We start from the raw sequence: 22,044 nt of genomic DNA, 5'->3' as shown, positions 1-22,044 counted from the left end.
TTATGGCTGCTCCTAGAGCAGCTTGAAGAATGGGTGGTCTTCCACAGCCTCGGTGCCTATATCCTTGGCTGCTTCGCTTATGAATATGTCAGCCATTGCACAGGCCGGGAATGCCATCTTGGCGTTTTCTATTGGACCGTAGAGTACGAAGTCACCGCCGGCCATCTGCTGGATCAGGTTGGATCCAACGTCACATACAGGCCAGGCTTCTTTGTGTTCCTTCTTGTACTCACGGAGCCAGTCCCATGCTGATGGCACGTTGTGGATACCGCTACCAACAGGGTATCCCCATTTGCTCTTAACTGCAAATGAGGTCCTCACAGCAACACCTGCACCCTGACCGAGTGGTGTGACTGCAACGTCCATGAGGTACTTGTCGATACCGCAGTCAGCGGCCATTTCAAGAAGACCCTTGTCTATTGTACCGGCACCGTCTTCCCAGATTCCAATTTTACCCTCAACTGTGGGGTCCATTGGGTTGAATCCAAGGACGATTGAAGCTGAGAGTTTTGTGTTCTTGAGTGCCTCGAGTTCTGACTCGTCGGCGGCCATGTTAACTGAGTTGTAGATGGCCCTGTCCTCAAGACCAACTTCACTGGCGTACTCTGCACCGGCGATCCTTGCCTCACCTGATGTTGAGTCTATGAAGAATGGTGCGTCTGTGACGTCACCCACAAACTCCAGGTATTTGACTATTGCCTCAGGTGTCTGACCGAAGGTCTGCACGATGTGTGGGTTACCTGTGACATCGGACATCTCTTCCTGTGTCTTTATGAGAGCTTCTGCCTTGTCCTTGTCAAAGACACCTGCCTTTTCATCTTCAATGATGTTGTGTCCGCCATAAAATATTGTTCCTGCTAATACGGTTGGGTACTCTCCTGGCTGACCACCAATCTTGGTTCCAGCTATGTCCAGTACGATCTGTTCCTTATCAAACCTAAACATATGTAAACCTCCAAGCTATAGTCCGAATAGGGATTTTAAAAGTCCTTTTAACAATCCTGCAAACAGTATGTTGGTTACTGCAAGGATAATCAGACCTATCACAATACCATATAAAATACCAATATCTCTACCGATCTGCTGTCCTATGCGCTGTGAGTACTCACCGACTGTGAACTCCACCTTTTCCTCGATTTCATCCAGTTTCTCATTGGCCTTGTTGAATTCATCAGCAGAGACAAGTATGCGGGGTATTGTGGTTTTTTCTTCCTCTGACATCAGATCACCCCTAATATGCTCATCATTGCAGGCACACCAACAAGGAGGACAGCCAGGAGGAACCCTATGGCTATACCTGAAATCCTTGTGGCTATGAGACCTGCAAATAACCTGCCATCTCTACCGATGAGCTGGTTTCGGTATTTTATGTCCTCTACAACGTTTTTAATGCCACGTATATTGGGTTTGTTGGATAGTATAATCATCTGGAAGCCTCCCTAGACCAGTAGAAGTATACCCAGTGTCAGGGTGAAGGCAAGACCTATCATTATACCCTGAACCTTACCTGAGTACATACCGGCGAACATTCTGTTGGTGGAACCTATCATTTTAACCTGTGTCTGGATGTTCCTCATCCTGGCCTCAATAAGGGCTGTTTCTGGTGCCACAGGTTTGACCTCTTCGCCTTCCTCTTCTTCTCCGCCTTCCTCGACCTTTATGATCATGGCCTCTTCTTCAAATGCACCGGGGTCCTTTTCGATGCATTCCTTGACCTTGGCCTTGATGGCGTCGGCGTCCTCAACGTCTATGAGGTTGACGATCTCGAGCTGTTTCTGGAACCTCTCAATACCCTCATCAGGTATGTTTTCAATGTATGGAATTGCGCCGGTTGCGCCGATGATGTTCCTTTTATCAGGGTCCACACCGTTCTGGTGCAGGGCCTCTATACTCTGACCTGTGATGTGTCCCTGTACCTCTGAGCCGCAGAGTATAAGGAACCTGATGTTGGGGTTGGATATGAGGTTTGCGATCATCTTTTCGATTCCGAGGTTCTCTGTCTTGCATGGCCCTGCGATGGCAGCTCCTGCCTCAACAGGTATGTCCTCGATGTGTGAGGCGAGGGTTGTGGCAGCCACAGGACTTTCAGGGTCGCCCACGATGTAGTCACCGTTGACCACAGGCCATCCTTCAGCAGGTGATTTCTTTTCAACCACTTATAACACCTCCTATAAGAGCAGGGCAAACAGGATGATCAGACCAAGTATGAACCCGTAAACCATGTTGGTGAGTTTACCTGCCGTCAGGTATACTCCTTCCCTTCCAGGGTAGGAACCCTCGGGGATGGTTGTTGGGTCCAGTGAGTTAATCAGATCATCTGCTGTAGCCTCTAATGCAGCTATCTGTTCGTTTATTTCGTCCATGGATAATATTATGACTTCCCTTCCAAGGGCAGCCCCTATCATACCGGTGGAAGGATCAAGGGTCAGGTTGTATTCCGGAGCGATCTTAACAAGTGGTAACATTTCCATTTTGAAGCCTCCTAGTGCTCTTCCTCCTTAGGCCAGAGACCTGACCATTTTACGGATGCTGCTTCCTCGAAGGATGCGCTCACGAATGCCCTGAATGCCAGTATCCAGCAGAGTGCACCGACAAGTGAAACAACCCACCAGCCAGGGTTGAGCCCTATTCCAAGCAGGCCCACAACGGCCATGGAGATGAACCCTGTTGATGCTGCAAGTTTCAGTGTCCTTGTCTGGTTCTCATTTGGACCAAGACATGCGTTGAATGGGTGCTGGATTGCCATTGTGTTGAGGATGAATAGCAGTCCGATGAACCCTGTTGTTATGACTGATGTGAGCATTGCCTGCAGTGTGTAGCTACCTGCAATGGCTGCTGAGAATCCAAGTACTGAAAGTGCTGCTGCACCTGAGATCTCCGCGGTGCACTTCTCGAGAATTGGGATTTTCATCTTAACTATCTTCTTACCCAGTACAGCCACAACCACACCGAGTATCATTGCCAGTATCAGTGCAACGACAGGTACTGCAATGGCAGGTACCACGAAAGCTGCTGCCAGTCCAGCAACCACACCAACTATACCTATTGCAACTGACATGTACCCGATTGATGGCACACCGGTACCGAGACCGTAACTTGCGACCCTCCTTATGGCGTCTGCACCCCATACTATTGCACAGACCGCTCCAAGGGAGGCCAGAACCGGTCCTATGACGGGGTTAACTGCAGATGCGTATATGCCTGCAAGTCCGCCCAGTATTCCAAGTGCCATTAGCCTGCTCTCAGGTATGGCTGCACCAGCCGGTCCTCCAGCTGCTACTGACATTAGAAGACACCTCCGTATACGAGTAATGTTGAAAGGGCCCCTGCAACAATGGAGGCTATGAGACATGCAATTATTCCTCTTCCGATCCTCTTGAATTTAGGATCGTGGAAACCTTCTATTGTACCTCCAATGTTATATGATGCAATAACCGCGTTTATGAAGAATATACCCACGGCAAAGATTGCTGCAACACCTGCAGCACCCATTGCACCATATGACAGGGTTTTGAGGGCCTCGTTGAGTGCCCAGTAGATGAGCCCGCCGCCGATTCCACCGAGGGCTCCTCCTATTATACCGCTGACAAAACAGACTGTTGGAAGACCATGTCCCTCGGTACCTGGGGTGACGTATTTCTCCTGTTCCATGCCTGTGATTGGGTCCACACTGACCTTTGCAGATACTGGAACGGTACCCACACCAAAGACGTAGACCATGTTACCCACAAGCATGGTGATACCTATCATGAGCATTGAACCAACTGCGCCGGCAGCCATTATCATGAGGGGTGACTGTCCGGTCATTGCTGCGGCTGTTATGAGTCCTGTGAGACCTGCACCTGCAGCCAGCATAGCTGTACCGGTACCCACACCTGTTGCTGTTGCCATAGCTGCTGGTGCACCACCCACAGGTACGAAGTGGACACCTCCACCTATGAGTACTCCTCCAGCGGTTATAGCTCCTATCAGTAATAATGGATCCATTTACTCTTCCTCCTTGTATGGTCCATATTTGTTCCTTGCAAAGACTTCAAGCCTGTTGTTGAGGATTATCAGTAACAAGACTATTATGAGACCGGATATTATTCCGCCGGTTATGCCGAAGACTATTGTGTTCCAGAAGCTGAGGAATACTATTGCACCGAATGCGAATCCTGTCAGGGGTCCGCCGTACTTTGCACAGAAGTGAACAACGTCCATTGAGTTCCTTGCTCCGAGCTCTGCCTTTGTTGTTATGTCACCGTGAATCGCAACAGGTATACCTCCACCGAATGGGTACTGCTGGTACTCCCTTTCAGCACCGTAGTGGACGTCCCCTGTTGATGAACCGATTGCACCTATGGTTATACCCCAGAGCACTGCAAGAAGTGGCAGTGGGAATGGGTGTGCAAATCCAGGGATTGGTAATGTCATGAGGTATGATAATCCTACAATACAGAATGTCACAATAAAGCCATGCCCTGCGATTGGGCCTAAATGCTGAACCAGCATGTCCATGAAGAGTGGCTGGTTGAACTGGGACTGGCTGACAATTCGTCCCATGTGGGATGTTACAGCGTATGTTGTGTGTACCATTGCAGCGATTACGGAACCGATTGCAATGGCCATTATCACAGGTAGCTGCATTGAATTCATAAGGACAAATGCAACTGAACCAGCAATTCCGCACCAGGTCCCGTAGGCAACGGGTTCCCCTGAAACGGCCTTGTTGATTATTCGGTGCAGGTGTCCCATCTGTGGTGCCAGCTGAACCTGTGAGTTGGGGTTACTCTGGGATCCTACGTCAGACTCTAAGTCCTCTGCGGCTCCTGCTATGGTTGCAGCTGCACCCATGAGAGCTACAACACCTAAACCTGTTATCATAGGGTCCATATTTCTTCCTCCTTTTATTTTTTTTGAATAAAAAAAATTAGGTGCATTACACTTAAAAAGTTTGTGTAATGCACCTTCGTTAATCTATTTTGCGGGTGTTATGAGTGCTCTTTCACCGGCTGGTTCGAACTCTCGCAGAGCACCTTTGGCGAATTCGCCACGGACGTTGGTGAAGTCGAAGACGAGGTTGTCGTCTGCAAAGGCTATTTTCACCAGTGGGTTGAACACGAAGGCGTCTCCACGGGCAGCGTGTGGTGCCTGTGATATACCTGCGTATTCACCCTGGTGTCCCACGTTCATGGCGTAGTTTGGATAGTTAGGTCCACGAAGCTCCAGTGGCAGTCCCTCGTCGCCCCTTATTGAGAAGACGTTGGATGCACCACACTGGTCCTGGAGGTCGTAACCGTAGAATCCGAGCCTTGAGTGCTGTTCCTTGTGGAGGTACATTGAGAGGTACCATCCGCTGAGACCTGTCTGGGCGTTTGCTGTTGCGAATGCTGTTGAACATCCGGCTGCAGCTGCAACGACTGCTGCCCTCTGTGATCCACCGAACTGGTCCTCGAGGAGTGCTGGGTATTCTTCGTACTGTTCAAGGCCGTAGAATGTGACCTCACTTGCAACGTCCAGGACTGTGTCCATGTTGTTTGGTGCCTCACAGAGTCCATACTTGTCTTCCACGTACTCCTTACCGAAGTAGGTGAAGTCGTCAAGTATGTTGTCTGTGTAGGCTGCTGTGGCGTACTGGGTGAATCCAACACCACCTGACATGTATGATCCTAGCCAGATCTGGTCGTAGAGCATTGCACCGGTTGCCACAACGTCCAGTGTCACCCTGACAGGGTCCTCATAGTTGACCCTTGAGCTCTGACAGATGTCTGCAAGGTAACCGAATGGTACACCACCAGGCTCGTTTTCACCCCTTGCACGTCTCACAGGCAGGTATGTACCCATGTGTATGACTTCAGCGTGTTTTGCAGCGTATGCGAAGTCACCTGTTGCGGCTTCACCTGCTGCCTGTTTGTAGGCTGAAATCATTGACATACCGATCTGCATGGCGGACCATCGTGAGGTTGTTGCACCGTCACAGGTCCTTGAGACTATGGTTGGGATCCTGACGACCTGCCAGATTCCGTCACCAACCTCTGCCTTGAGGGTTTCTGCCTGGTCATCTGGGAACTGTTTGTTGATGTCTATGACGAATGCAGGGTCGATTTCGTCTGCTATTTCATCGTTACCTGTGAATACCTTGACGTAACTGTCTGCCACCAGTGCAGGGTGGGTTTCCACCATGTGCTCCTGGACGACAGCTGCACCGGGCATTGCGTGGTTCACTGTTTCAAGGTAGTGGGTTATGGTCTCGGGTGTGACCTCCTTACCCAGCCTCTTTTCTATAACAGCGTGGGCGTGGTTCAGACCGACGATAACGGTCCTCCTTATGTCGTCCCACATCTGCTGCATGGCAGCGTTGTTTACGAAGTGGAGGTCGTCCCCTTCAACATAGGTATCGGTTGTTGAAACCTGGTAGGGCATGAGCACCCTCTGACCAAGTGGGGTACCTATGTCAGGGTTGTACTGGGGTATACCCCTCTTTGCTGCCACTTCTTTACCAGCGTTCACAAACTCGGTTTTTCTTTCTGACTGTTTCCAGCCACCAAGTGTGTAGAATGTGGTTTTCTTCTCTTCAGGGGATTCTTCAAATTTTTTCTTTAAAGCATTTATGAACAATTTGTCAGCCATAATCTACACCTCCCCCGGATTATTCTGGGTTGAACCCTCCTTGTGATCTTAAAACGTGGATTCTCTGCATGATCTCCACGGCTTCTACATCATCACGGTAGGCTTCACCATCCACGCGGTAGATGGTTGTTTTTTCCATCAGGGTTTCTTCATCCAGTGGTTCACCAAGATCCACGGGTTCGTCGAGTTCGTCACCGATCTGGTTTTTGACCATTTCGACTCTGCCTGTGTCCTTGTTGTAGATCTGCCTTCTGAGCATGTCGAACATCATACCGTCCTCATCGAGACGCAGTGAGTGTCCGTGGACAGATTTACCCCTGACACCTGACCTTGCAGGGTCAAAGAACTCTGTTTCAAGGAGTTCCTTGGATATCTTTTCAAGGTCCCTCTCCCTGGTCTCTATGATCTGACGACCTGAGAGTGTACCTGCGTCTGCACCCCTGTACCTGCAGAGGTATGCCCTTGACCTCACATATGGCTGGGCTGGGGCGAAGTACATTGAGTCTGTGAACTGTATGTATCTGACCCTGTCACCGGCCTTTGCACCGTCTATTGGTTCGACCATTTCTCTTATTGCGTCCTCTGGTTCATCCATCTCTTCCAGTGGTGGGTGAACACTTGGGTATTCTTCCCCTGGGGCCCTGTGACCCAGAATCTTTACTACATCTTCATCTGAGATTTCTCTCAGTTTTTCAAGTTCGTATTCAGGGTTACAGAAATTCCTTCTGTTCTGAGCAACCTTAGTTGTTCCGGGATAGTATTGTGCCATATCATGCACCTCCTAAAGCTAACTTAACCTTTCTTATAATCTCATCCAGTTTTTCCTGGGGACAGGTTTCTCCTCTAATAACTCCACTCACGATGTCGACGATTGTTCCCCTGGTTTTTGGTTCATCAGGCATTACGGCCCTGGTTTTGACACCTATCTTCGCAAAGTCCTCAAAGTCAACCGGGTATTCGCATATGACTATGCATGGGCGGTCAACGTTTCTGAGTATGAGGCGCGCCTTGTAGGTGATGTGGTTCTTGACTCCGCCAAGGTGCACCACAAGGAGTCTGTGCCGCTTCATCTGCTCGACTTCAGCAGGCGTTAATCCAAAGAGGCTTCCTGCACCGGCACTTGGAGCGTCCTGTGGAACCCCTGCGCCTGCGTTGAGTACCAGAGTACTGGTCATTATGTTTGCTTCCCTCAGGGCAAATGTTATCTCGCAGACAGGCTTGGTTATGTGGCGCCTGCCAGGTGACATTGCCACTGCCAGAACTTCACTTCCGCACTGGGCAAAGGTGCCCCTCTGGGCTATTCCTCCACCTTCACCCATGCCCATTGTCTCTCTACAGTCAACCACGTGAGTGCACTTTCCGATCATCTAATGCTCCTTCTTTCTTTTTATTATTGTGGCCCTTTCACTGAGCCTGGCGTTCTGATCCGTGAGACCGATGAGTTCATCAGGAATCTCATCAAGGTTCTCGCCGTACTTTATCTCGTCTGTGACGGTTTTCTGTGTTCTTATGTACTTGCCGGGAGTAACATCATATCCAAAGGGCAGGAGATCCTCGCAAACCCTCTTGATATCTGTTATTGTCTCCTCGTCCTCCACTTCAAGCAGCACGCGGCCAGTTTTAACCTGAAGTTCAAATTCCTGGCCTTTCACGTTGATTATGCGCCTGTCAGGGTGGTCCTCTGGTGGTAGTCTCTGTCCGTGGATCACCATTCTCTTAACGCCGTGGATGTCCTCAAGGCGGTTAAGGAGTTTCTCTGTGGTGTCGGCCCCTAGCAGCCTGTGAGGAAATATCTGAACGTCCATTGGTTTTTTGCCCCCAGTTCTGAGAGATTATTTAGATTTCGTTTTTAATCTCAGCTGCTGCCTCCACAACATATTTGAGTGGTTCTCGGAACTCGTCAACCTGGCTGAATACTTCTTTTATGAGTCCAGAGGTTGCTTCTGGTGAGAACATCTGGGTTCCTGCATCCAGTGCCATTGCGGCTGCCACGCAGGGTATGGCGAATCCCTTACTGTGCCTTGTAACGATGTGGTTTCCGTTGAAGATACCTGGTCCACCACCACCATAGATGGAGTGGCTGAAGAATGAAAATCCTACAGCTGTACCTTCCACTTTACCGAAGTCCACGCTTGGCAGTCCTGTTTCGAATTCTATGAGGTCGTTGTAGTAGAGCAGAGTTGATGATACACCCTGAGCTGCCCTTGCTGCACCCTGGTTAACCATTGTGGCTGCCATGAGTCCGGCTGCTGCGTAAGCGTTCCACATTGCAAGGTCGTCTGTGCCGTAGACCTTGTAGTCTGTGAGTTCCTTCTCAACTGTTATGACACCGTCTTCCAGGGCCCTTTCAACCAGGTCTGCTATGACTGAGCCAACTGTACCTTCTTTACCGTTGGCCTTAACAAGGTCAAAGACCAGGTTGTCTGCGTTCATTCCCTGGTATGCAAGTCCAAGGAGGTGCATCCTCTCAAATGCTCCTACAGCATCACCCATCTCGAACATTGCTGTCTGTTCAAGTATGGTTGATAGTGCTGCTGCCTGGAGTGTGTTTTTGAGTGTGGCTGCAACAACATGGTTCACCATGATGTTCCTGAGTGCGTATCCTGGGCCTTCCAGTTTCTGTGGAATGTCCAGCATTGTTGCTATGTTTGCCCCCATGTACTCCACAGACTGTGGATATCTTCCCAGAACGGCTGCTTTAACCATGTTAGCATCGTACATGCTAACATCAAACTCGTTGATTATGGCCTGGACAAATGCTGTGGCGGTTACGAGTGGTGCTGCAGAGTATTCTGCTGCAACATCGAACCTTGCACTTGGGACCTGTACGAGTGCCCTTTTACCTCCGCCAAGGAGTTCGACGTTGGTGTCGTCGTCCTCAGTTACCTGTATCATTTCCTTTGCAGCGGCTGCTATTGACTCGGCGTTCCCGACAATGTCGAGGTCGAGTTCACGGCCCATTATCTTACAGGCAGGTCCGCCGACCTTCGCTGTCTTCAGGGCGTTTTCTATACCTTCAAGGTTCACAGCCACTGTCCTTTTAATCCCCTGTACTATGCTTCTAATGGCGGGGTTCCTTAATGGACTTAGAGCTTCTAATGGCACCTGTTCTTCGACGAGGTTGCCTCTGTCGTCGTACAAGTCGACCTTATCCTCAAACTTCGCCATTTTTTCCCTCCTAACAATCAGTTCCGTATACTAAACATCCAAGACCCCCCTTTTCAGGAAAGGCAAGAAGGCCCTTGGAGGGTGTTAAAACACCCGTTTTAGTATACGGTGCATATTTAACTTGATCATAATTAATTAAGATTTCTTTCTGAATCAAGTCGAAAGATTTATATGTATCAACACATTTTCTTCGGGTTTTATGGATTTTTTGTACGGCTGCGTTGATTTTTATGATCATGCACACCGCCATTATGATGGCTGCAGGGTAATAAATTATATTTAAGGCGCGGCACAGAAAAAGGGACATGCAGATAATAGCGGATTTGGGTGGTATACCTGGCAAGGACTGCAGGGGATTCTGCAGGTACTGTTACTTCAGAAAGGTGGGGGAATTTGAACCCTTCGGCTGCAGGAACTGCTCCCCGGGGAGGGTGGGCTGTGAAACCTGTGGAACTGATGTTGCAGAGAGGGGAAAGGAATTTTTACCACCATTCCTTGTCATGGGTAACGTGCAGACGACACTGATGATGCAGAACACTCAGGATAAGGACCTGAAGATAAACATCAGCGGTGGGGGTGATGTGAGCTGCTACCCACACCTTGAGGAGCTGACATCTGGGCTTAGTGAGTTTGGGATCCCCATACACCTGGGATACACAAGCGGTAAGGGCATGGATGACCCTGAACTGGCATCCCGGCTCATTGGAAATGGTGTGGATGAGGTAACCTTCACGGTGTTCTCAGCGAACCCCCTCCTGAGGAGGGAGTGGATGCGTGATAGGAACGCTGAAAATGCACTGGAAGCCCTCAGGATATTCTGTGAATCCTGTGAGGTCCACGCTGCAGCAGTGATCATACCAGGTGTGAATGATGGTGATGACCTCCTTGAAACCTGCTCCAGACTTGAGGAGTGGGGGGCCACTGGATTCATAATGATGCGGTTTGCAAACTATGAGCACCAGGGGCTGATACTCGGCAATGAGCCAATAATTGAGGGTATAGAGCCGCACACAGTCCAGGAATTTGAGGACCTTGTGAGGATGGTTGACCGGGAGTTCAATCTCAGGGTTACAGGGACACCTGTCTGCGACCCTGAAAACGGTACACCCTTTGTCCTTGCAGATGACTCAAGCAGGGAGTACCTTGAGATCCTCCCTGAAATCAGGGGAGAGGCAACCATAATCACAGGATCCATTGCAGCCCCCTACATAAGGAGGATAATAAGGAACCTTGGGGCAGAGGATATGGTGAACGTTGTTGGTGTTGAGAAGGACATAGCATGCCTCATCACCAGGAGGGACCTCGAGGCTGTGGACCTCAGCGAACTTAAGGAAACAGTGATAATCCCTGGCAGGGCATTTGTCCATGAAATGCAGGCAAAGGAGGTTCTAAGCCGGGATGGTACCGACCGGATAGTCATAAGGGGTCCTGAAAGGCTCACCGTTGATGGGGAGATGAGCGGTACGCTGTCCCAGTATGATGTTATAGAGCGGGAGATGGAAGCATTCTATGAACTTATACAGGCCATAAATTTCTTCGGTGCTTCTGAATGACTCGTGTGGTTGTTTTAACACCAGAGCACTACACCTACGGTTCAATGCTCATTGCCGGTGCCCTGAGGGACCTTGGCTGCAGCGTTGAACTCAGGAAGGGCCTTGAGGGTTCCGGCGCAGATGTGGTTTTCATAAGCCTCCAGTCCACCATCCACCTCCTGAGGTACAGGGATATTATTAATAATATACGGGGTTTCAGGGTGGTGGGGGGTCCCGTGAGCATGGACCCTGAACTTGTACTCCGCCACCTCGACGTTGACCTTGTAATTCAGGGCGAGGGTGAGGATAAGGTGGGGATGGCCATGGAGGTTGCATCTGGAAGTCTGGAAGCGTCTGAAATGCCCGGGGCAGCATTTAAATCCCCTGAAGGGTTTATAATCAATGAACCAACCCGCTGCTCCATGAAAAGGACCCTCCCACTTGTTCCTGCAGATATCTCACAGGAGAACATAAGGAGTGCCAGTGTCTACATTGAAACCCACAGGGGCTGCCCAGGTAACTGCACATTCTGCCAGGTCCCGGAATTCTTCGGCCGTGAGGTCCGCAGCAGACCCCTGGAGGATATCGTGGTGGAGGTCAGGGAACTGAGGAAATCCGGGGCCCGGAGGTTTGCAATAAGCGGGGGAACCGGAACACTCTACGGGAGCAGCAGGTTCAGGGGTGTTGATGAGGATGCATTCACTGAGCTCCTCAGGGACATAAGTGAAATCACAGGGCCCCGGAATCTGACGGTGCCTGATATACGGGTTGATATGGTGACCCCTGAGATCCTCGATGCCATATCAGAGTACTCCAATGGCTGGGTGTTCTATGGTATAGAGTCAGGGAGCAGAAGGATCCTCAGAAGGATGAAGAAGGGCATCAAACCAGGGGATGTTATTGAGGCTGTTGAACTTGCCAGGGAGCATAATCTGAAGGTTGCAGGGTCATTCATAGTGGGGTACCCCGGTGAAGATGAAAGAGACTATGAGGAGACCCTGGAACTTGCAGATGAACTCATGCTCGACGACTACTTTGTGAGCATCGCTGAACCGATACCAGGCACGGAACTTGGTGAGGAGGTTAAGGGCCTTGAAGATGAGGATAACCCTGTATTCATGGAGCCATCAGACAGGAAGTTCAGGAGTCTGGCTGAGGAGAGGGCATTCAGTTTCATGCTTGATTCATACGTATTCAGGAGCATGCCCATCCCTGTGACCAATGAACTCCTGATGTCACTTCAGAAGGAGGCCAGGGAACAGCAGAAGCATATAGAAACTGTTACGCGTATGTTGAAGAGGAAACTTTAGGTCATAACCAAGTAGATTTAATCCCTGAGAAGAATAATCTGCATCATTTAATCGAAAATTCTGGCGTTAAATCAGCTTCATTCGAAATTTCGGTTTGCTGATTCTCTATTATTAGCAGACATGAAATAATCTGTTTTTCCAGAATAAGAGTTATCATCTGGTAAAATACATGTAACCTGCTAATAATATCATGCCCCTGATTGAGAACTAACCCCCCTCCGGTACAATCACTATAATTACGATTACCACCTTAACTCTTCATCAAAATAGGTAGAGGTGGTACAGTCTCAAATCACATATATAACAAGCTGTTATGTATTTTATCATAGATAGGGGGTATTCAGCGTAATTATGATAAATCGCTGAATACAGGTCTTGGCGTTAAAGTTTCAGTCGGCTCCACACATTGGTGCGCCGCACTCTGGACATTTCTCCATTCTGCATGGAACTCCAGGTGTTTTTGGTGCCTCGTATCCGCATTCAATGCATTTGCAGACACGTGGTGCCCCACGTCCAGCGCCAAGGCCTCTTCCGAAGCCTCCCCTTCCCATCCTTGGTAGTGTATCTGCTGATACCAGCGTTATGTTTTCTGAATCACAGTCTGGGCACTTTTTGTATTCCTTTTCAGGTGAGATCCACTCAAACTGGCAGTCCATGCACTTGTATCTTCTTCTGTCTGTGATGTAATCACCTCCTTTCAGTATTATTGGTCTGCCCTCGACCAGTGCCTCTGCTATCTTGGCCCGTGCGGATGTCAGTGTCCTGTGAAATGTTGGCTGTGATATACCCATGATTTCAGCAGCCTTTTTCTGTTTTATGTCATGGTAGTCCCTTAACCTGACAGCCTCAAATTCATCGAGGGTTATCTCAACCTCAACTTCTTCTTCACCGGCTTCCGGGGAAAATGCAACCACACGGGGTTCTCCCAGGATTCTCCTGTATCTTCTTGGTCTAGGCATGTTTTGAATATATATTCAAAAATTGTATTTAAAGTTTCCCATCAGGGGGTCAGAGAACATAAAAGCCAGTCGCCTAAAAAACCAGCCATCACCATAAAACCAGCGAAATAATGAATACCATTCAATTCATCCTTAATCTCCATTGAAGCCATGATCAGAGGGAATAAGTTCAATAACCGTGACCTCACAGGATGATCCTATACGAAGAGGTGGCCCCCATGTGCCTGTGCCCTGTGAAACATATAGAAAACGTCCTGAATCCTCATAAAGGCCCCTGATAAAGGGGAACATCATGCCAACAAGGAGGTTGAAGGGGTAGAACTGCCCGCCATGCGTATGGCCGGATAGCTGGAGGTCAACACCCATTTCCCTGGCGTCATCCCAGTCAACAGGAAGGTGATGAAGAAGTATGAGGGGCCTCCTCGGGTCAAATTCCATTATATCAAGGATTGCAGGAAGAGAATGTCTCTCCATCGAATAACCCACACCTGCAACCTGCACCCCCCTGAAATCAACAACGCGCTGATCAATACACATGATACCCGCCCCCTCCACTGCGGACCTGAAGTCCCCTGAATAGGTGTCATGGTTGCCAGAAACAAAAAATACGGGTACATCTGCCTGAAGCTCGGAGAGTGTTGAAACTTCAACGGGCCTTGAACCATCCAGGAGGTCACCTGTTATGAGGACGGCATCAGGTTCAATTTCAGAGATAAGAGAAGAAACCCTCCTGATGAAACCCCCTGACCTCACAGTCCCCACATGAAGATCTGAAATCTGCACCAGCCTCAGCTTATCGCTGCATGGAAATGGGATCCTAACAGTCCTGACCTCAATATTCCAGCCCTTCAAAAGCCCATAGAAAACCATTATAACGGAGAAGGCCGCCGCAGGGATAGGGGAGAACGGAATACCTGGAACAAGGGATGCTGCAAAGGTTACCCCAAGGCCAATGAGGATGTAAACAGCCATTCCCACCCATATCATGGAAACCACATAGGCAGCCCTTGAGATAAATGATGGGTATACCCTCTCGGAGATTATGGCTGCCGGTAGAAGAAATGTAAGGGGGAGGCTCAGAATTCCCATACCAAGAGATTCCAGGACAGTAAAATTAAGAAGATAGTATCCTGAGGAGAAGAGCAGGATAAATATCAGGACCTGGAACTCCCTCCTCATGGGATCACAGTATGGAGCTTTCAGGCAGTAACTTAACCAGAATGTAGTCGTACATCATTGACTTCCTGATCTCAGATATGTCGCCCAGCCGGTAATCAGAAACCCTCACATCTGCTATCTCGTCATGATAGCGGTCATAGTTGAGCTTCACACGGACCCCATCAAGCTGACTTGTTACAGGTGTGGGGGAGTAGACCTCCTTAACGGCAGGCACCTGATTCTCAATCTCGGTCTTAACAAGTATTGAGGGGACCAGAGGTGGGTCCGCCGCCATTTCACGCCTCCTCCTGTCAAGTATATCCTCGACCACCTCAACAAGTTTTCTGAGGGCCCTTATATCCTCACCCCTCTTCAGCCTCCGGGGTATCCTCCCAAGGCCCCCAACATATGCGTCGGCACCTGGAAGCTCGCTGAGGTCAATCTTCTCAGGGGACCCTGTAACCACCACCGGGATGTTTATGTCGCTGAAAAGATGGACCTTATCCTTTATGCACTGCTCAAAACTTCCAAGGGCAAAAACTGCAAGATCATGTTCCTCTATGAGCCTCTTTTCGTCCTCTGATATCCTGGATATACCCTTACCTGCCCCACGGGCAAGGCCTATCATGTTATCCTTGGCACCGTATCTTCGGAGGTACTCGGATATATCACAGGCAGAGTGGGGTAAATGATGCCTTGCCAGGGTCGGTGAGACGATGGCTATCTCGGTACCCGCCATAGGGGCAACCTTAACCTTCCCCAGGAGCTCCCGGGCCTTCTCCCTCACCTTATCCACGTCCTCAATTGGGACGGCCAGTGTGAGTATGAGGTCCATCTGAAGCATGTTCTCCTGGAGAACAAATCCGCCGAGGTCCTCAATCAGTTCCTTCATTTCCTCATGGCGGTGCACACCGCCCTGATAGGTTAAAGTTTCGTACATAATTTCCTCTCCAGATACGTGTACCTGAATAAAGCCCTCTTAACAGGGTCCACTGGAAGGTTTCTGTGGGAGGGGACCCTGATGCAGTCAAGTTCCATGTAATCGGGGCATACAGTGAAATCTTCATTCAAATCAACAATGTTGAATCCCATATCCCCAACGATCTCCCTTAAGAAATCTGAATAAACCCTTACTTTTATCTTGCTGTTCATCTCCCGCAACCCCGCAGGATCATGCCACCATGGGGAGCAGACCTCAAAGTCTATCTCATCAGCCGAGGAGTACCTGAGGCTTCCAGGATCCAGGTCCTGAACAGTCCTGAAAACGGTTCCTATGGCCTCCCTTATCTGGGGGAATGTGTTGAGTTTAAGTTTAACCGCCCCGCCAACTGGTGTCTCAGATAGCACAAATAAAATGTCTGCATCCTCATCCTGAGGTTTGCGGGTCACATGGTACCCCATGACGCCTGCAATCCTCAGTATGCCCTCACACATTGGTGTTGTAAGAATCCTCATTGAGTCACCGGTGAAGTCTATAAATACCTCATGAATAAATCTCTCTATAATCATTTATAAGGTGTGCTGATGAGGGTAAGTCTCAGCTTTGAAAAACCGGAGGGCAGTGGGCTCTGCATAATGGTGGACCTTCTGAGGGCAAGTGCAACCATAACCGCTGCCCTGGACAGTTTCAGGGAGGTTATCCCTGTTGGGGACGTTGAGAAGGCAATGGAATACTCCAGGAAGGGATATTTGGTGGCAGGGGAGCGTGGTGGTGAGACCCTGCCGGGATTCCTGGCCAACTCCCCACTGGAGGTGAGGGAACATTCAGGTGATGCCCTTGTGCTAACCACCAGTAACGGTACAAGGATCCTTGAGTCAGTTGAATCACAGGCCCTCGTGGGCTGCCTCAACAATCTGGATGCGGTAGCCTCAGCTGCAAGGAATCTTTCGGATGAAGTTGAGGTGGTCATGGCCGGTGTTAATGGCCGCTTTGCAATAGAGGATTTCCTCTGTGCCGGTGAAATAATACGTGCAATTGGTGGTGAGTTTGAAGAGTACGCTGAGGCCTCAGTACTTGCAGTACAGGAAAGTTCCATGGTTGATGATGCCATAAGAAAATCCAGGTCAGCCAGGAGGCTCAGGGAACTTGGTTTTTCCGGTGATATTGAATACTGCCTCAGAAGGAATATAACAGAAAAAGTACCCTTATACGTGGACGGCAGGATATCGCTGATCTAAGGGAGGCTGCAGTGGACATGAATCTGGATGAGCTGAAGATAATAGGTACCGCACATGTATCTGGAGAAAGTGTTGATGAGGTGAGAAGAACCATACTTGAGATGAAACCGGACGTTGTTGCAGTGGAACTTGACCCCGGAAGGTACAGGATGCTCATGGAAGAAAAAATGGGGATCAAAAGGGATGAACCCTCCCTCAGGGATGCCCTCAGAAGTGGAAACATTGGTGTCATCCTTGCAGGCTGGTTTTTAACCTATTTCCAGAGGAAGATCGGTGAGGATATAGGTGTTAAGCCGGGAAGTGAGATGCTTGCAGCGATAGATGCCGCCCATGAGGTTGGTGCGGGGGTTGCCCTCATTGACCGTGACATAGGGGTGACCATGCAGCGGGCCATCAGATCCATGAGCCGCCGGGAAAAGCTTAGATTCTTCCTTGCAATCATGAGGTCATTTATTGGGGGGGAGGATGTAAGGGATATTGAGAGCCTTAAAAGTGACGACACCCTTGCGGAGGTTATGGGGGAATTCCGAGAAATATCACCCTCAGCATACCGTGTGCTTGTTGAGGAGAGGGATGCATTCATGGCCCACAGGCTCCTCTCCATTGAGGAGGACCGCGTTGTTGCCGTTGTGGGTGCAGGCCACAGGAGGGGGATAGAGCACTACCTCAGAAACCCGCATGAACTTCCAACACTTGAAGAACTCATTTGAATACGATGATACATCATAGGGTAATGTCCCAGGCACACCACAAGCTCACAACTAATTATTACAAGTCATCATTCAGAATAATGCAATGATGGGGAAAACTATTCATTAAATACCGGTTCAATAAAAATATTTACTGTGGAAAGAGCAGTGTGATATGAATGTACGTCATATTCAGATGTGACTGTGGAAGGGCCCTATACTCAAAGGAGGGCGCAGATACCCGGAAGTGTGTCTGTGGAAGAACCCTGAAGGTTAAAACAAGGCGCATATTTGGAAAGGCCGATAGCTTCCAGGAAGCCGCAGAAATCGTGAGAAAACTCCAGGAAGAAAGGTATGGCACCTGCCATTTCACAAATCCCGTGAAAAAGGAATAGAACGAGATATGATAGAAGATATCCGATCATTCACATCACCCGGTGAGAGGAGGAACATAGAATTCAAGAAGGCACTCTCACCGGGGTATCATCTGAAGATGGACCGGAAGAAGAGCCTGATCTCCCAGATGAAGTACCGTATGGAGAGGGGTGATGGAAGGGCCGTGTACCTCCTTGGTGTGGAGGACAGCGGTGAACCGGTTGGCCTCCCTGATGAGGAACTCGGGGAGTCAGTTGAGGTCCTCAGAAAACTGAGTGAGGAGATAGATGCCGTTGTGGAGGAGGTTAACCTCCATGAGGGAACCCACGGTAGGGTGGCCGAGGTGATAATCTCAAGGAAACAGAAAACAGAGAGGGAACACCTCCTCATAGGTGTCGCCGGCCACGTTGACCATGGAAAGAGCACACTACTCGGTACACTCACAACAGGAACCCCCGACGATGGAAGCGGGAAGACAAGGATATTCCTTGATGTCCAGAAACACGAGATAGAAAGGGGCCTGTCAGCGGATCTATCCTTCGCCATATATGGATTCAGGGAGGGAAGGGTCATAAGACTCAAAAATCCCCTGGACCGGAGGGAGAAATCAGGGCTCATGGACAAGGCCGACAGGGTAATATCCTTCGTTGATACCGTTGGACATGAGCCATGGCTGAGGACAACAATAAGGGGGATTGTGGGGCAGAACCTGGACTATGGCCTCCTGACCGTTGCCGCGGATGAGGGCCCAACACATATAACAAGGGAGCACCTGGGTATAATGATTGCAATGGAGCTTCCTGTGATCGTTGTGCTCACAAAAACCGATATGGCCACTTCTGAGAAGATAAGGGCTGTGCGGGAGAAGATATCTGAACTCCTTAAACTGGTTGGGAGGATACCCTTCCATGTGGCCGGAAGGGACTCTGCACGGGAGATAGCAGGGAAGATGAACCAGCACATAGTACCCATAATAGAGACATCCTCTGTCACAGGGGAGGGCCTTGAAGTCCTGGATGAACTCTTCCTCAACCTGGAGGTTAAGCGTGACATCAACGGGGATGAGAAGCCGTTCCTCATGTACATAGACAAGGTATACACCATCAGGGGTGTTGGAACCGTTGTCAGTGGAACCATCCAGCAGGGCCTTGTCAGGAAGGGTGATACGCTGCTCCTGGGCCCCATGAATACCGGGAAATTCCGGGAGGTCACCGTTAAATCCATCGAGATGCACCACTACCGTATAGGCTGTGCAGAGCCCGGGCATATAGTTGGAATATCCATCGCAGGGGCATCCGCAGATGAAATAGAAAGGGGTATGATACTGGCCCACCCCGACTATGAACCTGAGGCCGTCAGGGAGTTTGAGGCCGAGGTGGCCATACTGGTGCATCCCACAACCATAAAGGCAGGCTATGAGAGCGTAACCCACATTGAAACAATAGCAGAGACCACCATACTGGAACCCCTTGATGCAGAGTTCATGTCAGCCGGTGACAGGGGGCGTGTGCGGATGAGGTTCAAGTACAGGCCCCACCATGTGAGGGAGGGTCAGAAGATAATCTTCCGTGAGGGAAGAAGCAAGGGTATTGGCTCAGTTACCAGAATCCTGGAATAAGTTAAAAGGATGCTCTAATGATCCGCTTCTTCTATAATTTCAAGGAACTCACAGGCCTTACATTTAATCCCTGATGCTGGTTCTCCACAGACTGAACACTCCCCGATTCCATCATCCTCCACCAGAGGCTGGAATGTAAACGTTAATGATTTCATGATCCTCTCCTTTATACCGGGACTTTCTGATTCTATCCTGTTAAGGAAATCCCTTATTCTTGCCCTCATTGATCTGCTGGAGTATGGACAGGGAGCACTGTGGAATTTCACATCATTGAGTTCAGCCCAGAGCCTGACATCCTCCTCAGGTGTGCTCCAGAGGGGTTTTATTCTCGGTACCATCGCAGGGTGTATCCTCTGAAGTTTCGGCCCGAACTTGGAGAACTTCCTCACATCCCCCCTTGCAAGACTCATCATGAATGACTGAACCTCGTCATCCATGTTGTGGCCCGTTGCAATCTTTGATGCCCCTATTTCCCTTGCTGTCCTGTTGAGTATCCACCTCCTGAAGACACCGCAGGGTATGCAGGGGCTTCTGAACCCTTCCAGAACATCGTCAAGTTCAAAGTTGAATTCCTCCCTGAATGACTTCTCTATGAGTTCAACTCCCCTTATACGGGCGTTTTCCCTTGCTGCAAGGACCCCCTCCCCCCTGTAGCCCTTTATACCCTCATCAACCGTGATGGCTGTGAGTTCAAAATCCAGTTCCTCCCTTAAATCTGCGAGCGCATGGAGTGTCAGCACACTGTCCTTTCCGCCTGAAAGTGCCACTGCAACGTGTTCTCCCCTCTCTACCAGTTTATGTGATTCCATGAGACCCCTTATTCTGGCCATAATTCTCCGGTTGAATTCCTGAACATCCATGGAACCGTATATATAAAACAGTCGACATATATATTCACCATGATAACCGCAGAGCTCACCATAATACCTCTCGGTACAGGCAGCACCTCACTCAGCGGTTACGTGGCCGCTGCAGTCAGTGCCCTCGAGAGGATGAACGTGAGGTATGAGATCTCAGGTATGGGGACTCTTGTTGAGGCCGGTGACCTGGACGAACTCCTTGAGGCTGTTAAGGCGGCCCATGAGGCAGTCCTGGAGGCAGGCTCAGAGAGAGTCTACACAACCATCAAAATCGATGATAGAAGGGACACCGACAGGGGCCTCAGTGACAAGGTTGAATCTGTAAAGAAAAAGCTCCAGTAAATGTTCCTTAATAACGCTGAGGTCGCTGAAACTCCCTTAAATCAGTAGTTTAATTTTTAAATGTACATCTCGGCGTAACATGAAAAATAGAATTATGCTAGTCAGCACCACACTGAACCTGAGATAAATAATGTTAGTTCTGCCCGAAGAAATCCCTGACAGAATTCACAATCCTTTCAAGGTCCTCGTCAGTAAGGGCAGGGTGTACAGGTAGCGATAGGACCTCCTCTGCAGCCTTTTCACTGACCGGGCAGCTGGCATTGAAACTCATCCTCCTGTAGAGTTCCTGCCTGTAGATGGGTTTCGGGTAGTGGATTCCGGTACCTATACCCCTCTCATTTAGGAATTCCATTAGTCTGTCCCTTGAACCCGGAACCCTCAGGGTGTACTGGTGGAAGACGTGTTTAACCCCAGCTGCAACGTGGGGCGTTGACACCTCCTCCATGTCCCTTAGGTTATCTGTGAGGTACCCTGCATTTTCTATTCTTCTTCTGTTGAAGTCTTCAAGTTTTCCGAGCTGGGCTATGCCAATGGCCGCGGCAATATCGGTCATCCTGAAGTTGTAGCCAAGGTAGGTGTGGTTGTAGCGCTCTGTCTCCCCGTGGGCCCTTAGAATCCGTGCCATCTCTGCAATTTCCTCATTATCAGTTGTTATCATCCCGCCCTCGCCTGTTGTGATGTTCTTTGTTGGGTAGAAGCTGAAGCATGCGGCATCCCCCAGGGAACCCACCATCTTTCCATGATACTCTGCACCATGGGCCTGGGCAGCATCCTCAATCACCAGGAGGTCATGGTCAGCAGCCAGCTCCAGGATGGGGTCCATGTCAGCGGGCTGCCCGTAGAGGTGTACGGGTATTATTGCCCTTGTGCTGGGTGTTATGAGCTCCTCGATCCCCTCAGGATCTATGTTGTAGGTTTCGGGATCTATATCTGCAAATACTGGTTCAGCACCAACGTATAGGGCTGCGTTTGCCGTTGCAGCGAAGCTGAATGGTGTTGTTATAACCTGATCCCCCTTTCCAATCCCTGCAGCCAGGAGGGCGAGGTGGAGGGCTGTTGTCCCTGAACTTGTTGCAACAGCGTATTCAGTACCCACATAGGATGCAAACTTCTCCTCGAATTCCGCCACCCGTGGTCCCTGGGCAATGAATCCCGATTTAAGTACCTTCACGACTTCCTCTATTTCCTCTTCATCGATTATGGGAGTAGCAACCGGTATCATGTGAACACCTGAGTAAGAGTT

Annotated in this window: 26 protein-coding genes; 7 read left to right on the top strand and 19 right to left on the bottom strand. The window is 49.7% G+C overall.

What is annotated here, in order from left to right:
- Positions 1 to 12: 12 nt before the first annotated feature.
- From mtrH to mcrB, 13 genes are all read right to left on the bottom strand, one after another.
- Complete coding sequence (mtrH, locus tag QFX39_RS04775; protein ID WP_300477885.1) at positions 13 to 945, bottom strand: tetrahydromethanopterin S-methyltransferase subunit H; 933 nt, start codon at positions 943 to 945, stop codon at positions 13 to 15.
- 15 nt (positions 946 to 960) lie between these two features.
- Complete coding sequence (gene mtrG, locus QFX39_RS04770; RefSeq protein ID WP_300477884.1) at positions 961 to 1,221, bottom strand: tetrahydromethanopterin S-methyltransferase subunit MtrG; 261 nt, start codon at positions 1,219 to 1,221, stop codon at positions 961 to 963.
- Positions 1,221 to 1,427, bottom strand: a complete 207-nt coding sequence (mtrF, locus tag QFX39_RS04765; protein WP_013296331.1) for a tetrahydromethanopterin S-methyltransferase subunit F — start codon at positions 1,425 to 1,427, stop codon at positions 1,221 to 1,223. Before mtrF ends, mtrG begins: the two co-directional genes overlap by 1 nt.
- Before the next feature lie 12 nt (positions 1,428 to 1,439).
- On the bottom strand, positions 1,440 to 2,156 hold the full coding sequence (gene mtrA, locus QFX39_RS04760) for a tetrahydromethanopterin S-methyltransferase subunit A (RefSeq protein WP_013296332.1): 717 nt from the start codon (positions 2,154 to 2,156) through the stop codon (positions 1,440 to 1,442).
- A 12-nt stretch (positions 2,157 to 2,168) separates the two neighbouring features.
- Positions 2,169 to 2,471 carry a tetrahydromethanopterin S-methyltransferase subunit B gene (locus QFX39_RS04755; protein WP_147671450.1) on the bottom strand — a complete coding sequence of 101 codons (303 nt, stop codon included), beginning with the start codon at positions 2,469 to 2,471 and terminating at the stop codon, positions 2,169 to 2,171.
- Between the two features lie 11 nt (positions 2,472 to 2,482).
- Positions 2,483 to 3,286, bottom strand: a complete 804-nt coding sequence (gene mtrC / locus QFX39_RS04750) for a tetrahydromethanopterin S-methyltransferase subunit MtrC (RefSeq protein ID WP_300477881.1) — start codon at positions 3,284 to 3,286, stop codon at positions 2,483 to 2,485.
- Complete coding sequence (mtrD, locus tag QFX39_RS04745; RefSeq protein WP_300477880.1) at positions 3,286 to 3,987, bottom strand: tetrahydromethanopterin S-methyltransferase subunit D; 702 nt, start codon at positions 3,985 to 3,987, stop codon at positions 3,286 to 3,288. Before mtrD ends, mtrC begins: the two co-directional genes overlap by 1 nt.
- On the bottom strand, positions 3,988 to 4,875 hold the full coding sequence (gene mtrE, locus QFX39_RS04740) for a tetrahydromethanopterin S-methyltransferase subunit E (RefSeq protein WP_300477879.1): 888 nt from the start codon (positions 4,873 to 4,875) through the stop codon (positions 3,988 to 3,990).
- Between the two features lie 84 nt (positions 4,876 to 4,959).
- The gene (mcrA, locus tag QFX39_RS04735) at positions 4,960 to 6,612 is read right to left on the bottom strand and encodes a coenzyme-B sulfoethylthiotransferase subunit alpha (RefSeq protein WP_300477878.1); all 1,653 of its coding nucleotides are present in this window, start codon (positions 6,610 to 6,612) and stop codon (positions 4,960 to 4,962) included.
- Between the two features lie 19 nt (positions 6,613 to 6,631).
- Positions 6,632 to 7,381, bottom strand: coding sequence for a coenzyme-B sulfoethylthiotransferase subunit gamma (gene mcrG, locus QFX39_RS04730; protein WP_147671447.1), 750 nt, complete (start codon positions 7,379 to 7,381; stop codon positions 6,632 to 6,634).
- A gap of 1 nt (position 7,382) precedes the next feature.
- Positions 7,383 to 7,979, bottom strand: coding sequence for a methyl-coenzyme M reductase I operon protein C (mcrC, locus tag QFX39_RS04725; protein WP_237779303.1), 597 nt, complete (start codon positions 7,977 to 7,979; stop codon positions 7,383 to 7,385).
- On the bottom strand, positions 7,980 to 8,417 hold the full coding sequence (gene mcrD / locus QFX39_RS04720) for a methyl-coenzyme M reductase operon protein D (RefSeq protein ID WP_147671445.1): 438 nt from the start codon (positions 8,415 to 8,417) through the stop codon (positions 7,980 to 7,982).
- 31 nt (positions 8,418 to 8,448) lie between these two features.
- Positions 8,449 to 9,780, bottom strand: coding sequence for a coenzyme-B sulfoethylthiotransferase subunit beta (gene mcrB, locus QFX39_RS04715; RefSeq protein WP_300477875.1), 1,332 nt, complete (start codon positions 9,778 to 9,780; stop codon positions 8,449 to 8,451).
- 305 nt (positions 9,781 to 10,085) lie between these two features.
- Here mcrB and mmp10 point away from each other — a divergent pair, with 305 nt between their 5' ends.
- A complete protein-coding gene (gene mmp10 / locus QFX39_RS04710; protein WP_300477874.1) occupies positions 10,086 to 11,333 on the top strand; it encodes a methyl coenzyme M reductase-arginine methyltransferase Mmp10 in 1,248 nt (415 codons plus the stop codon).
- Positions 11,330 to 12,622 carry a methyl-coenzyme M reductase glutamine C-methyltransferase gene (locus tag QFX39_RS04705; RefSeq protein ID WP_300477872.1) on the top strand — a complete coding sequence of 431 codons (1,293 nt, stop codon included), beginning with the start codon at positions 11,330 to 11,332 and terminating at the stop codon, positions 12,620 to 12,622. Before mmp10 ends, QFX39_RS04705 begins: the two co-directional genes overlap by 4 nt.
- Positions 12,623 to 13,011: 389 nt before the next feature.
- On the opposite strand, the gene QFX39_RS04700 is transcribed toward QFX39_RS04705, so the two are convergent.
- From QFX39_RS04700 to QFX39_RS04685, 4 genes are all read right to left on the bottom strand, one after another.
- Entirely contained in the window at positions 13,012 to 13,581 is a 570-nt protein-coding gene (locus QFX39_RS04700) for a DUF134 domain-containing protein (protein WP_300477870.1), read from the bottom strand.
- Between the two features lie 132 nt (positions 13,582 to 13,713).
- Positions 13,714 to 14,760 carry a metallophosphoesterase gene (locus QFX39_RS04695; protein WP_300477868.1) on the bottom strand — a complete coding sequence of 349 codons (1,047 nt, stop codon included), beginning with the start codon at positions 14,758 to 14,760 and terminating at the stop codon, positions 13,714 to 13,716.
- 4 nt (positions 14,761 to 14,764) lie between these two features.
- A complete protein-coding gene (locus QFX39_RS04690; RefSeq protein ID WP_300477866.1) occupies positions 14,765 to 15,679 on the bottom strand; it encodes a methanogenesis marker 7 protein in 915 nt (304 codons plus the stop codon).
- Positions 15,664 to 16,194 (bottom strand): hypothetical protein, encoded by a 531-nt coding sequence (locus tag QFX39_RS04685; RefSeq protein WP_300477864.1) that lies wholly within the window; start codon positions 16,192 to 16,194, stop codon positions 15,664 to 15,666. The genes QFX39_RS04690 and QFX39_RS04685 overlap by 16 nt, the downstream gene beginning before the upstream one ends.
- A gap of 69 nt (positions 16,195 to 16,263) precedes the next feature.
- On the opposite strand from QFX39_RS04685, the gene comB reads away from it, so the two are divergent.
- From comB to QFX39_RS04665, 4 genes are all read left to right on the top strand, one after another.
- Positions 16,264 to 16,917 (top strand): 2-phosphosulfolactate phosphatase, encoded by a 654-nt coding sequence (comB, locus tag QFX39_RS04680; protein ID WP_300477862.1) that lies wholly within the window; start codon positions 16,264 to 16,266, stop codon positions 16,915 to 16,917.
- Between the two features lie 17 nt (positions 16,918 to 16,934).
- Positions 16,935 to 17,627, top strand: a complete 693-nt coding sequence (locus QFX39_RS04675) for a TraB/GumN family protein (protein ID WP_300477979.1) — start codon at positions 16,935 to 16,937, stop codon at positions 17,625 to 17,627.
- Positions 17,628 to 17,785: 158 nt separating this feature from the next.
- Positions 17,786 to 18,001 carry a DUF1922 domain-containing protein gene (locus tag QFX39_RS04670; RefSeq protein ID WP_300477860.1) on the top strand — a complete coding sequence of 72 codons (216 nt, stop codon included), beginning with the start codon at positions 17,786 to 17,788 and terminating at the stop codon, positions 17,999 to 18,001.
- 8 nt (positions 18,002 to 18,009) lie between these two features.
- The gene (locus QFX39_RS04665) at positions 18,010 to 19,599 is read left to right on the top strand and encodes a GTPBP1 family GTP-binding protein (protein WP_300477858.1); all 1,590 of its coding nucleotides are present in this window, start codon (positions 18,010 to 18,012) and stop codon (positions 19,597 to 19,599) included.
- 14 nt (positions 19,600 to 19,613) lie between these two features.
- On the opposite strand, the gene QFX39_RS04660 is transcribed toward QFX39_RS04665, so the two are convergent.
- Positions 19,614 to 20,459, bottom strand: a complete 846-nt coding sequence (locus QFX39_RS04660; protein ID WP_300477856.1) for a TIGR00269 family protein — start codon at positions 20,457 to 20,459, stop codon at positions 19,614 to 19,616.
- 39 nt (positions 20,460 to 20,498) lie between these two features.
- Between QFX39_RS04660 and QFX39_RS04655 the strand changes: the two genes are divergently transcribed.
- Positions 20,499 to 20,801, top strand: a complete 303-nt coding sequence (locus QFX39_RS04655) for an MTH1187 family thiamine-binding protein (RefSeq protein ID WP_300477855.1) — start codon at positions 20,499 to 20,501, stop codon at positions 20,799 to 20,801.
- Positions 20,802 to 20,934: 133 nt separating this feature from the next.
- Here the strand turns inward: QFX39_RS04655 and QFX39_RS04650 are convergent, their stop codons facing one another.
- The gene (locus QFX39_RS04650; protein WP_300477854.1) at positions 20,935 to 22,023 is read right to left on the bottom strand and encodes a DegT/DnrJ/EryC1/StrS family aminotransferase; all 1,089 of its coding nucleotides are present in this window, start codon (positions 22,021 to 22,023) and stop codon (positions 20,935 to 20,937) included.
- Positions 22,024 to 22,044 lie beyond the last annotated feature (21 nt).

The sequence above is a fragment of the Methanothermobacter sp. genome (assembly GCF_030055425.1).
Classification (GTDB): domain Archaea; phylum Methanobacteriota; class Methanobacteria; order Methanobacteriales; family Methanothermobacteraceae; genus Methanothermobacter.
This window is presented reverse-complemented; position numbering and strand designations above follow the sequence as displayed.